Here is an 11,586-nt window from a genome sequence, read left to right as displayed (position 1 = left end):
ATCGCTCCATGCCCAGCCCCCGCACCTCCAAAAAGACCCCTGCCACCACGGCCTCCGCCTCCGCCACGCCCGCCCCCGAGTCGGTGGACACCGGTTTTCTGCGCACCCTGGTGGGCTACAACGCACGGCGCGCGTCGCTGGCCGTGATCGAGGTGTTCATGGAGCGCATGGCGGTGTACCGCCTCAAGGTGGTGGATTTTTCGGTGCTGTCACTGGTGGCGCACAACCCGGGCGTGACCTCGCGCCAACTGTGCGTGACGCTGGGCGTGTTGCCGCCCAACCTGGTGGGCCTGATTGCGGCGCTGGAGCGGCGCGGCCTGATCGAGCGCCGCCCCCACCCGAGCGATGGCCGTGCCATGGGCCTGCACCTGACGCCCGCGGGCGTGGAGCTGACCGCCCAGGCCGAGCAGACCGCCGCGCAGCTGGAGGTGGATGCCACCGCAGGCCTCACGGCCGCCGAGCGCAAGACGCTGATCCGCCTGCTGCAGAAGGTTTACAGCCAGGACGGGGCCTGAGAAGACCGGACAGAAGGCAGAAGAAAAAACAAAAAGGGGCGCCATGAGCGCCCCCTTTTTTTGCCCCGCTGCGGGCGCTGGCGTGTCTTGCCGAACCGCTTGCGCCGCCCGGCCTGTTACGCGGGTTGTACTGACTTGGCTGACTTCGCCGCCATGGCAGCAGCGAGCCCGCCCCAGGTCTCGCGGAACAGCCCCGGGTCCATGGTCTTCACATCGCGCAGGATGGGCTTGAAGCCCATGTGCGCCAGCACATCGCGCTCCAGGTCAATGCCGGGGGCGATCTCGACCAGCTCCAGCCCCTCGGTGGTCAGGTGGAACACGGCGCGCTCGGTGACGAACAGCACGTTCTGCTCGCGCTGGGCTGCGTCCAGGCCGTTGAAGGTGATCTGCTCGACCTTCTCGATGAACTTGCGCGAGCGGCCTTCCTTGACGATGGTGAGCTGCCCATCGCCCACCTTCACCTCCAGGCCCCCGGCCGTGAAGGTGCCGCAGAACACCAGGTTCTTGGTGGCGCGCGTGATGTTCACAAACCCGCCGCAGCCCACGGGGCGGCCGTTGAACTTGCTCACGTTCACGTTGCCCTGGTTATCGGCCTGCGCCAGGCCCAAAAAGCTGGCATCCAGCCCGCCGCCGTCATAAAAGTCGAACTGCAGCGACTGCTCGATGATCGCGTCGGCGTTGTAGGCCGTGCCAAAGTCACCCAGCTGTGCGGGGATGCCGCCGGTGATGCCACTTTCCACACTCAACGTGAACTGGTCCGAAACACCCTCTTCCGCCGCCACCGAGGGCACACCCGCCGGGATGCCGATGCCCAGGTTGGTGATAGCGCCAGGCAGCAGCTCCAGCGCCGAGCGACGCGCGATCACCTTGCGCTCATCGAGCGGCATGGGTTCGAGCGAGTTCACCGGCACGCGCACGTCGCCGCACAGTGCGGGGTTGAACTGCGTGGTGATGGTCTGCATGTGGTTCTCGGGCTGGCTCACCACCACGTAGTCCACCGACACGCCAGGCACCTTGACCGACTTGGGGTGCAGGCTGCCCGCCTTCACGATGCGCTCCACCTGCGCAATCACGATGCCGCCGCAGGCCTTGGCCGCGTGGGCGATGTTGATCTGCTCCAGCAGCACGCCTTCCTTGTCCAGCGTGAGGTTGCCGTTTTCATCGGCCACGGTGCCGCGAATGATGGCGACATCGATCTTGGGCGCGGGGTAGAACAGCCATTCCTCGCCGTTGAACTCCACCAGTTTGACCAGGTCTTCTGTGGACTTGCTGTTGAGCTTGCCGCCTTCGATGCGCGGGTCCACAAAGGTGCCCAGGCCCACCTTGGTCAGCAGCCCGGGGCTGCGGCTGGCGATGTGGCGGGTGAGGTGCGACAGGCTGCCCTGCGGGAAGTTGTAGGCCTCCACTTCGCCGTCAAACACCATCTTCATCATCTCGGCGCCGGTCTGGCCGAAGTGGCCTGCCACCGTGCGCTTGATCATGCCGGGGTGGGCAAAGTGGACCATGCCCGCGTCCTTGCTGTTGCCAATCGCGCCGCAGGCCCAGGTGGTCACGCTCTTCGGGTGGCCGGTTTCCAGAAAGTTCTTTTCTACGCCCTTGAGCACTTCCTCGGGCAGACTGGAGACGGCCAAGCCGCCCAGGAAGATGGTGGCGTTATCGGGAATCAGTGCCCCGGCCTGGGCTGCGGTGATGATTTTCATGGTGCTGTGCTCTTGCAAATGGGTGTGAAGACTGGGTTACGCGTCAGTGTTTTCGATGAGCAGTGCAATGCCCTGCCCACCGCCCACGCAGGCGCTGGAGATGCCGTAGCGCAGGCCACGGCGGCGCAGCTCGCGCGCCAGCGTCACCGTCAGGCGCACACCCGTGGCGGCCAACGGGTGGCCCAGCGCAATCGCGCCGCCGTTCACGTTGAGCTTGTTCAGATCGAGCCCCAGTTCGCGCCCCACGGCCAGGGTCTGCGCGCCCTGGGCTTCGTTGATCTCGAACAGGCCAATGTCCTCCAGCGTGAGGCCGGTGCGCGCCAGCAGCGCGCGGATGGCCGGGGCCGGGCCGATGCCCATGTACTCGGGCGCCACGCCCACCGCCGCCACGCCGCGCAGGCGCGCCAGGGGCTTCAGGCCACGCTGCTGCACATAGGCATCGCTGGCCACCACCGCGCCCACGGCACCATCGACCAGGGCCGAGCTGTTGCCCGCTGTCTGCACACCGCCGGGGTACACGGTGCGCAGCGCGGCCAGCGCTTCGACCGGCGATGGGCGCGGGTGCGTGTCGCGGTCGAGCTGCGCCACCTTGCGCGGCAGCGTGATGCCGCGCGTGGCGTAGCCTTCCAGTTCAAACTTTTCGCTGACCACGGGCACGATCTCGCCCGCCAGGAAGCCGTTTTCCTGCGCCTTGAGTGCGCGGGCGAAGGACTGCGAGGCGTAGGCGTCCACGTCCTCGCGCGTGATGCCGTACTTTTTGGCTAGGTTCTCGGCCGTCTCGATCATGGTGACGGGGCCTGCGGTGTCGATCAGCGCTTCCATCAGGAAGTCCTTGAACTCCACGGGCGCGCCCAGCTTGAAGCCGGTGCGGTGCGTGTAGGCGGCAATCGGGTTGCGCGTCATGGACTCGGTGCCCACCACCAGTGCCACGTCGGTGTAGCCCAGCGCGATCTGGTCGGCGGCCTGGCGGAACAGCTCAAAGCCGGTGCCGCAGATGCGCTGAACCAGGATAGAGGGCACGTCCAAGGGAACGCCCGCGTACAGGCCAATGTGGCGCGGCAGCACAAACGCGTCGAAATCGGCCTGCGCCATCGATCCGGTGATGACCGAGCCCACATCGGCCGCTGGTACGCCGCTGCGCGCCAGCACGGCGCGCGCGACCTTGATGCCCATATCGGTAGGGGACACATGGCCCAGCGGGCCACAGTAGTCCACCATGGGCGTGCGCACGCCGTCCACCAGCCAGGCGTTCAAGGGGGCAGAGAAAGAGCTTGTCGAAGCGGTCGTCATGGTCAGGCCTTGGAAGTGGTTTTGCTGTCGGTCACGCGCAGCACGGTGGCATAGCCGGTGTCGCCCGCGGCGCAACCGGTGAACAGGCCCACGCCACCGCCGCGCAGCACCAGCTCTTCAATCAGTTCGATGATGGCGCGCATGCCGGTGGGCGCCTGCGGGTGGCCCCAGATGATGGAGCTGCCGTAGTTGTTCATGCGCTCCCAGGCAAAGCCGGTGTCGCGCGCCAGGGCGATGTCGTTCACGGCAAAGGGGTTGTGCGTCTTGATGGCCGTCACATCGCTGATGGACAGGCCTGCATTTTTGAGGGCGTTGAACGCAGCGGGTGACGGCGCCATGGGCATGAAGCCCGCCTCCACGCGCGCCATGCCAAAGCCCAGGATCTCGACTTCAATACCCGGGTCGGTGGCTACGGCGCGCGCGCGTTCGCGCGTGGTGACGATGGCGCCCGCGTTGCCGTCGGCCGGGTGCGTCTGGCCGCCGAACGTCACCGTGCCGCCCTCCTTCACGGGCTTGAGCTTGGCCAGGCCCTCGGCCGTGGTGGGGAAGATGCCTTCGTCGGTGCTCAGCGTGCCGGTCTGCTTGCGGAATTTGGAGTCGGTGACCGGCACATCGGCCATGTAGCGCTTCTGGAACGCGCGGTCGTTGGCCAGTGCCACCTGGTACTGGTGGTAGCGGTGCAGCTTGAGGGCGTGCTGCTCTTCGGTGGTGATGCCATAGCGCGCGGCCACGTTCTCGCCGGTCTGCAGCATGGGGTTCTTGGCGTACGGGTCGTGGCCCATGTTGTCGGGCACCCAGTGTTCGGTGATGCCGTAGCCACCGGTGCCGCTCGAATCCGGGTAGTACACCACCGGGCCGTTGGACTGGCGGTCGGCCATCACCAAGAGCGCGCTGGTGGCTGTGCCGCAGGCCACCTCTTGTGCGGCCATCTGCAGCGCGCGCACGCTGGTGGCGCAGGCCTGCTGCACCGTGGGGCCCGCCACGCGGTCGATGCCCATCATGCCGGTGACCCAGGGCAGGCCGTAGAAGCTGCCCTTTTGTGGGTTGGTGATGCCCAGGATGGCCAGGTCCACCGCTGACAGGTCGTAGCCCCGCGCGGTGAGCGCCTGCTTGCCCACGGCGGCGGCCAGCGGCAGCGCATTGAGGTTGGCCAGCGTGCCCTGCCACTTGGCAAAGGGCGACGACCAGTAGATACCGTAGGGGATGAAGGCGTTCATGGCAGGTCCTTGGCGGCGTTGCGCTGCATTTTAGTTATTTATCATAACCAAATGGACATCCCGAAAAGCTAGGGAAACCACCTACCAAAGAGCGACTGAATGGCCTTGTTTTAGTTATTTTTAATAACCATAATTTCTCCAACTCACCCACACCACCATGACCAAGACCTCCGACATCTCCCTAGAAATCCGTGGCGAACGCGAGGAAATCGCGGTCATCCGGCTCACCCGCCCCGCCAAGCGCAACGCGCTGAACGACGGCCTGATCCTGGCGCTGCGCGATGTGATGGACAACCTGCCCGCCAGCGTGGGCGCTGCCGTGATCGACGGCGAGGGCGAGCACTTCTGCTCGGGCCTGGACCTGTCGGAGCTGAAAGAGCGCGACGCGGGCCAGGGCCTGCAGCACTCGCGCATGTGGCATGCGGCGCTGGACCGCGTGCAGTTCGGTCCCGTGCCCGTCATCGCCGCGCTGCATGGCGCCGTGGTGGGCGGTGGGCTGGAGCTGGCCAGCGCCTGCCACATCCGCGTGGCCGACGAGACCACGTTCTACGCGCTGCCCGAAGGCTCGCGCGGCATCTTTGTGGGCGGCGGCGGCGCGGTGCGCATCCCGCGCCTGATCGGCACGGCCCGCATGACCGACATGATGATGACCGGCCGTGTCTACAACGCGGTGGACGGCGAGAAGGTGGGCTTTGCGCAATACCTCGTGCCCACCGGCACGGCGTTTGACAAGGCCTTCGAGCTGGCCCAGCGCATTGCGCAAAACGCCCCGCTGACCAACTACGCCCTGATGCACGCGCTGCCCCGCATTGCCGAACAGCCCGCCGACCAGGGCCTGATGGCCGAGGCCATGATGGCCGCCATCGCCCAGAGCGCGCCCGAGGCCAAGGCCCGCGTGCGCGCCTTCCTGGACGGCAAGGCCGCCAAGGTCAAGAAGGCCTGACGCCCGCCGCCTGGCGCCCGCAACCGCACCGAGACCCGCTTCCATGACGGCAAACCTCCCCTCCCCCCGCTACCGGCCCCTGCGCTTTGGCGTGACCGAGGTCACCACCCGCCAGGGCGACAACGGCGTGGTCTATGTGCGCGCCACGCAAGACCTGCAGCCCCACCCCGTGCGGCTGACCGACCGCCTGGCCCACTGGGCGCAGACCACCCCCGACCGCACCTGGATGGCCCAGCGCGTGAAGAACGCCGACGGCAGCCTGGGTGACTGGCGCCACATCAGCTACCGCGAAGCCTGGGATGGCGCCCGCCGCATTGCGCAGGCGCTGCTGGACCGCGGCCTGAGCGCCGACCGCCCCGTGGTCATGCAGAGCGAAAACGACCTGGAGCACGCCCTGCTGTCCCTGGGCTGCCTGGTGGCCGGTGTGCCGCAGTGCACCGTGTCGGCCGCCTACTCCACCGTGAGCAAGGACTACGACAAGCTGCGCCACGCCATCGACACCCTCACGCCTGGCCTGGTGTTTGCCAGCAGCGGCGAGCGCTTTGCCGCTGCCATCAACGCCACGGTGGGCGCCGATGTGGAAGTGGCGCTGATCGAGGGCACGCTGCCCGGCCGCAATACCACGCCGTTCAGCACGCTACTGGGCACCGAGGCCACGCCCGCTGTGGATGCAGCGCACGCCGCCATCACCGGCGACAGCATCGCCAAGTTCATGTTCACCTCGGGCTCCACCAAGGCGCCCAAGGCCGTGATCGTCACGCACGGCATGTGGGCGGCCAACCTGCAGCAGATGAACCAGTCCATGCCCGTGCTGACCGAGCAAGACCTGGTGCTGGTGGACTGGCTGCCGTGGAACCACACCTTTGGCGGCAACCACAACTTCGGCATCGTCATCTACAACGGCGGCACGCTGTACCTGGACGAAGGCAAGCCCACGCCTGCGGGCATGGCCGAGACCATCCGCAACCTGCGCGAGATCGCGCCCACGGTGTACTTCAACGTGCCCACGGGCTTCGAGGTGCTGGCGCACACCATGAAGACCGACGCGCAGCTGCGCAAGAACCTGCTCAGCCGCGTGCAGATGTTCTTCTTTGCCGCCGCCGCGCTGTCGCAGCCCATCTGGGATGCCCTCTTTGAGGTGGCCGAGCAAGAGGTGGGCGAGCGCATCGTGATGAACACGGGCCTGGGCATGACCGAAGGCTGCCCCTTCTGCGTGGCCGTGAACAGCCCCAACGTGCAGGCGGGCGACATCGGCGTGCCCACTCCAGGGCTGGAACTCAAGCTCGTGCCCATCGACGGCAAGATCGAAGTGCGCTATCGCGGCCCCAACATCACGCCTGGCTACTGGCGCAATGCCGAAGCCACGCAGGAGGCCTTCGACGACGAAGGCTTCTACTGCTCGGGCGACGCCGTGAAGTGGATCGACGAGACCGACCTGAACAAGGGCCTGAAGTTCGACGGCCGCATTGCCGAAGACTTCAAGCTCAGCACCGGCACCTTTGTGAGCGTGGGCCCCATGCGCGCAAAGATCATCGCCGCCTGCGCACCCTATGTGCAGGATGCGGTCATCACCGGCATCAACCTCAAAGAGGTGGGCGCGCTCTTGATACCCACGGCCCACATCCGCACGCTCGCGGGCCTGCCGGGCGATGCCAGCCTGCAGCAGGTGCTGGAAAGCGCCCCCGTGCAGCAACACTTTCAACAGGTCATCAACCAGCTGGCCGCGCAGGCCACCGGCAGCGCCACCCGCGTGGCGCGCATGCACCTGATGGCCGAGCCGCCTTCGCTGGACAAGGGCGAGATCACCGACAAGGGCTCCATCAACCAGCGCGCCGTGCTCAAGCACCGCGCCGACCTGGTGAACGCGCTGCACGACGGCAGCCTGCCGTTCACGCTCGTGCCCCAGCGTTGAACTGAACCCATCTGAACTGACCACACAAGGACACCACCATGCAGATTCAAGGACAAGCCGCCCTCGTGACCGGCGGCGCATCGGGCCTCGGCGAAGCCACCGCACGCGCACTAGCCGCCCAGGGCGCCAAGGTCGCGGTGCTGGACCGCAATGCCGAGCTGGCTGAAAAAGTCGCCGCAGACATTGGCGGCGTAGCCTGCCCCTGCGACATCACCGACCCCGCCAGCGTGCAGGCCGCCATCGACAAGGCCGCTGCCGCCCACGGCCCCGCGCGCATCCTGATGAACGTGGCCGGCATCGGCAGCGCCAAGCGCGTGGTGCAGCGCGACGGCAGCGCCGCGCCGCTCGAAGACTTTGTGCGCGTGGTCAACATCAACCTGATCGGCACGTACAACGTGAGCCGCCTGTTTGCAGCCGCCTGCAGCAAGCTGGACGCGCTGGACAACGGCGAGCGCGGCGTGATGATGTTCACCGCCTCGGTCGCCGCCTTTGACGGCCAGGTGGGCCAGCAGGCCTACAGCGCATCGAAGGCGGGCCTGGCGGGAATGACGCTGCCCATGGCGCGCGACCTGGCGCAGCACGCGATCCGCGTGTGCACCGTGGCGCCCGGCCTGTTTGCCACACCGCTGATGAAGGAACTGCCCGAGGCCGTGCAGCAGTCGCTGGCGGCCAGCATCCCCTTCCCGCCACGCCTGGGCAAGCCCGAGGAGTTTGCCGAGCTGGCCTGCCACATCGTGACCAACGGGCACCTGAATGGCGAAGTGATTCGCCTTGACGGCGCCCTTCGCATGGCACCACGGTAATGCACCCCCTGAGTCGCTTCGCGCCTTCCCCCTCTCCTGCGGGAGGGGGACGCCACCCGTGGCCTGGCAAAGCCAGTTCCACGGTGGCACTGGCCTGCGCAGCGCCAGTTTTGAGCGCCTCAGGAAATGCGTCGCTATCCGCTATTCGCCGCTTGCCATACGCTAGATAACCAGAGGGTATGAAAAAGCCCCGTTTTTCTTGTTTGAGTTCTACCCCGTCACACCAGGAGACAACACCATGACCATCACCCGCCGACAACTCGTCCAGGCCTTTGGCGCCAGCGCCGCGCTGGGCGCCCTGCATCCCTTTGCCGCCCATGCGCAGGTAGACCAAGTGAAGGTGTATTTCGGCTTCCCCGCTGGCAGCTCGGGCGACACCGTGGCCCGCCGCGTGGCCGAGAAGTGGGCTGGCAGCGCGTTCAGCAAGAACCCTGGCGTGGTGGAAAACAAGCCCGGCGCAGGCGGCCGCATTGCACTGGAGACGCTGAAGGGCGCCCCCGCCGACGGCTCGGTGCTGGCCGTGGCGCAGGTGTCGGCCCTGGCCAACTACCCGCACATCTACAGCAAGATGAACTACACCGACAAGGACTTCGCGCCCGTGTCAATCGCTGCCATCATGCACCACGGCCTGGCCGTGGGCCCCATGGTGCCCGCCAGCGTCAAGACGGTGAAGGACTTCCTGGCCTGGGCCAAGGCCAACCCCAAGGATGCGAGCTACGGCTCGCCCGGCGCGGGCTCCACGCCCCACTTTTTGGGCGCGCTGCTGGGCATCAACAGCGGCGTGGACCTGCGCCATGTGCCCTACCGTGGCTCCATCCCTGGCGTGACGGACGTGGTCGGCGGCCAGGTGGCTGCCATGGTCACGCCGCACGGTGACTTCATCGCCAACTACAAGGCGGGCAAGCTGCGCATCCTGGCCACCTCGGGCCCCAAGCGCTCCATCTATGTGCCAGACGTGCCCACGTTTGCCGAGCAGGGCTTCCCCGAGCTGACCACCGAAGAATGGTTTGGCTTCTACGCCCCGGCCGCCACACCCAAGCCGGTGATTGCTGCTGCCAACGCCGCCATCAACGCCGCGCTGAAGGAAAAGTCGGTCATCGACAGCCTGGCCATCGTGGGCCTGATGCCCCACGGCTCCACGCCCGAAGAACAAGCCCGCTGGCAGAAGGCGGAGTACGACACCTGGGGCCCGCTGATCAAGAAGATCGGCTTCACCGCAGATTCTTGATTCCCCCTGAGGCGCTGGCGCGCCTTCCCCCTGAGGGGGACGCCACCCGTGGCCTGGCAAAGCCAGTTCCGCGGTGGCGCTGGCCTGGGGTCGCGCCGGTATCGACGTGTGGCGCCTTCGAGACGCGTGGGCGTTGCGCCACCCCACCCGTTCGGGCTGAGCCTGTCGAAGCCAGGGCGCACACCGCCCCAGGCCTCCTCCGGCGAAATGTAGAAGAAAACAGCGCGTTACCGCGCGTCCATCAAGCGCCAATAGCTATCAAAACAAGAGCAATCCATGCAAGCACGCCAGGCCCTCACCGACATCCAGTTCCTGCTGACCGAGGTGCTGCAAGCCCCTGCGCAGTGGCAGGCGCTGGCGCCGTTTGCCGACACCGATGGCGAGCTGGCAGCGCAGGTGCTGGAAGAAGCCGCCAAGTTTGTGGACACCGCCGTGGCCCCGCTGCAGCGCACGGGCGATGAAGTGGGTTGCCGGTTTGACGCAGGCCAGGTGCACACGCCCCCCGGCTTCCGCGATGCGTACCAGGCTTTCTGGCAAGGCGGCTGGCCCGCACTGGCCTGCGCACCCGAAGACGGCGGCCAGGGCCTGCCTGCGGTGCTCGAATGTGTGCTGTTTGAATGGCTGGCCGGTGCCAACCACGGCTGGACCATGGCGCCCGGCCTGCTGCACGGTGCGTACGAATGCATCAAGCACCACGCCAGCGATGCCCTCAAGGCGCAGTACCTGGAGAAAGTCGCCACCGGCGAATGGCTGGCCACCATGTGCCTCACCGAAGCCCACGCGGGCAGCGACCTGGGCCTGGTGCGCACACGCGGCGTGCCGCAGCCCGACGGCAGCGCGCGGGTGAACGGCAGCAAGATTTTTATCTCGGGCGGCGAACACGACCTGACCGACAACATCGTGCACCTGGTGCTGGCGCGCCTGCCCGATGCACCTGCGGGGCCCAAGGGCCTGTCGCTGTTCCTGGTGCCCAAAGTCTTGCCCGACGGCAGCCGCAACGCCGTGGTCTGCGAACGCATCGAAGAAAAGATGGGCCTGCACGGCAGCCCCACCTGCGTGATGCGCTTTGACGACGCCACCGGCTGGCTGGTGGGCGAACCGAACAAGGGCCTGAACGCCATGTTCGTCATGATGAACGCCGCGCGCCTGCATGTGGGCCTGCAAGGCATCGGCCTGCTGGAGGCCGCGTGGCAAAAGGCCAGCGCCTACGCCGCCGAGCGCCGCCAGATGCGCGCCCCCGGCGCCAAGGACACCAGCCTCATTCAAGACCACCCCGCCATCCGCCGCACGCTGCAGACCCAGCGCGCCTGGATCGACGGCGGGCGCGTGCTGGCCTACCACACGGCTCTGCAGCTGGATGTGGCAAAACACAGCGCCGACGCGGGCGAACGCGCCGCCGCGCAGCGCTGGTGCGCGCTGGTCACCCCCGTGCTCAAGGCTGCGCTCACCGACCAAGGGTTCCATGGCGCCAGCGCCTGCCTGCAGGTGTTTGGCGGCCACGGCTATGTGAGCGAATGGGGCATCGAGCAGATCGTGCGCGACGTGCGCGTGGCCATGATCTACGAGGGCACCAACGAGATCCAGGCCATCGACCTGCTGGTGCGCAAGGTGCTGGCCGATGGCGGCCAGGGCCTGACAGCACTGCTGGCCGCGCTGCCCGGCGCAGCGCCCAGCCCCGCCGCCAGCGCACGCCGCCATGCGCTGGTCGAGATCACACAGACCCTGGCCATTGCCGCGCAGACCGACCCCGAACTGCCCTACTGGGTGGCCGACGACTACCTGCGCGCCGTGGCGCTGGTGCTGCTGGACTGGGCGTGGGGCGAGATCGGCGCCGTGGCCAAGGATGAACGCTGGACCATCCCGGCCCAGGCACTGGCCCAGTGGGTGCTGCCCGAATTCGACATGCGCGCCGCGATGCTGCGCCAACGCATTGCCCGGGCGCTGGAAGCCAGACCAAAAATGGCTGCCACCGCCTGAT

The 11,586-nt window shown here is 67.2% G+C and carries 9 protein-coding genes; 6 read left to right on the top strand and 3 right to left on the bottom strand.

Annotation, left to right across the window (positions count from 1 at the left end):
- Window positions 1-8: 8 nt before the first annotated feature.
- A complete protein-coding gene (locus ACSQ3O_RS01320; protein ID WP_298451768.1) occupies window positions 9-515 on the top strand; it encodes a MarR family winged helix-turn-helix transcriptional regulator in 507 nt (168 codons plus the stop codon).
- A 116-nt stretch (window positions 516-631) separates the two neighbouring features.
- Here the strand turns inward: ACSQ3O_RS01320 and ACSQ3O_RS01315 are convergent, their stop codons facing one another.
- The 3 genes from ACSQ3O_RS01315 to ACSQ3O_RS01305 are packed head-to-tail and all read right to left on the bottom strand — an operon-like array spanning window position 632 to window position 4,722.
- Window positions 632-2,215, bottom strand: a complete 1,584-nt coding sequence (locus ACSQ3O_RS01315) for an acyl CoA:acetate/3-ketoacid CoA transferase (protein WP_436137595.1) — start codon at window positions 2,213-2,215, stop codon at window positions 632-634.
- A 36-nt stretch (window positions 2,216-2,251) separates the two neighbouring features.
- Complete coding sequence (locus ACSQ3O_RS01310; RefSeq protein WP_298451761.1) at window positions 2,252-3,505, bottom strand: thiolase family protein; 1,254 nt, start codon at window positions 3,503-3,505, stop codon at window positions 2,252-2,254.
- A gap of 2 nt (window positions 3,506-3,507) precedes the next feature.
- Window positions 3,508-4,722 carry a thiolase family protein gene (locus ACSQ3O_RS01305; RefSeq protein ID WP_436137594.1) on the bottom strand — a complete coding sequence of 405 codons (1,215 nt, stop codon included), beginning with the start codon at window positions 4,720-4,722 and terminating at the stop codon, window positions 3,508-3,510.
- 157 nt (window positions 4,723-4,879) lie between these two features.
- Here ACSQ3O_RS01305 and ACSQ3O_RS01300 point away from each other — a divergent pair, with 157 nt between their 5' ends.
- The 5 genes from ACSQ3O_RS01300 (at window position 4,880) to ACSQ3O_RS01280 (ending at window position 11,585) form a co-directional block, all read left to right on the top strand.
- Window positions 4,880-5,665, top strand: a complete 786-nt coding sequence (locus ACSQ3O_RS01300; RefSeq protein WP_436137593.1) for a crotonase/enoyl-CoA hydratase family protein — start codon at window positions 4,880-4,882, stop codon at window positions 5,663-5,665.
- 43 nt (window positions 5,666-5,708) lie between these two features.
- Window positions 5,709-7,577 (top strand): feruloyl-CoA synthase, encoded by a 1,869-nt coding sequence (locus ACSQ3O_RS01295; protein WP_436137592.1) that lies wholly within the window; start codon window positions 5,709-5,711, stop codon window positions 7,575-7,577.
- A 38-nt stretch (window positions 7,578-7,615) separates the two neighbouring features.
- The gene (locus ACSQ3O_RS01290; RefSeq protein ID WP_137747226.1) at window positions 7,616-8,380 is read left to right on the top strand and encodes an SDR family NAD(P)-dependent oxidoreductase; all 765 of its coding nucleotides are present in this window, start codon (window positions 7,616-7,618) and stop codon (window positions 8,378-8,380) included.
- Between the two features lie 238 nt (window positions 8,381-8,618).
- Window positions 8,619-9,608 carry a Bug family tripartite tricarboxylate transporter substrate binding protein gene (locus ACSQ3O_RS01285; RefSeq protein ID WP_137747228.1) on the top strand — a complete coding sequence of 330 codons (990 nt, stop codon included), beginning with the start codon at window positions 8,619-8,621 and terminating at the stop codon, window positions 9,606-9,608.
- A 276-nt stretch (window positions 9,609-9,884) separates the two neighbouring features.
- Window positions 9,885-11,585: an acyl-CoA dehydrogenase family protein gene (locus ACSQ3O_RS01280; protein WP_436137591.1), complete on the top strand. Its 1,701-nt coding sequence runs from the start codon at window positions 9,885-9,887 to the stop codon at window positions 11,583-11,585.
- The last annotated feature ends 1 nt before the right edge of the window (window position 11,586 follow it).

Origin of the sequence: Acidovorax sp. LjRoot74 (genome assembly GCF_964254355.1) — a bacterium.
In the GTDB taxonomy this organism is placed as follows: domain Bacteria; phylum Pseudomonadota; class Gammaproteobacteria; order Burkholderiales; family Burkholderiaceae_C; genus Acidovorax.
This window is presented reverse-complemented; position numbering and strand designations above follow the sequence as displayed.

Coding starts and splice junctions, on each gene's coding strand:
- ACSQ3O_RS01320 (WP_298451768.1), top strand. CDS start 9: ATGCCCAGCCCCCGCACCTCCAAAAAGACCCCTGCCACCACGGCCTCC.
- ACSQ3O_RS01315 (WP_436137595.1), bottom strand. CDS start 2,215: ATGAAAATCATCACCGCAGCCCAGGCCGGGGCACTGATTCCCGATAAC.
- ACSQ3O_RS01310 (WP_298451761.1), bottom strand. CDS start 3,505: ATGACGACCGCTTCGACAAGCTCTTTCTCTGCCCCCTTGAACGCCTGG.
- ACSQ3O_RS01305 (WP_436137594.1), bottom strand. CDS start 4,722: ATGAACGCCTTCATCCCCTACGGTATCTACTGGTCGTCGCCCTTTGCC.
- ACSQ3O_RS01300 (WP_436137593.1), top strand. CDS start 4,880: ATGACCAAGACCTCCGACATCTCCCTAGAAATCCGTGGCGAACGCGAG.
- ACSQ3O_RS01295 (WP_436137592.1), top strand. CDS start 5,709: ATGACGGCAAACCTCCCCTCCCCCCGCTACCGGCCCCTGCGCTTTGGC.
- ACSQ3O_RS01290 (WP_137747226.1), top strand. CDS start 7,616: ATGCAGATTCAAGGACAAGCCGCCCTCGTGACCGGCGGCGCATCGGGC.
- ACSQ3O_RS01285 (WP_137747228.1), top strand. CDS start 8,619: ATGACCATCACCCGCCGACAACTCGTCCAGGCCTTTGGCGCCAGCGCC.
- ACSQ3O_RS01280 (WP_436137591.1), top strand. CDS start 9,885: ATGCAAGCACGCCAGGCCCTCACCGACATCCAGTTCCTGCTGACCGAG.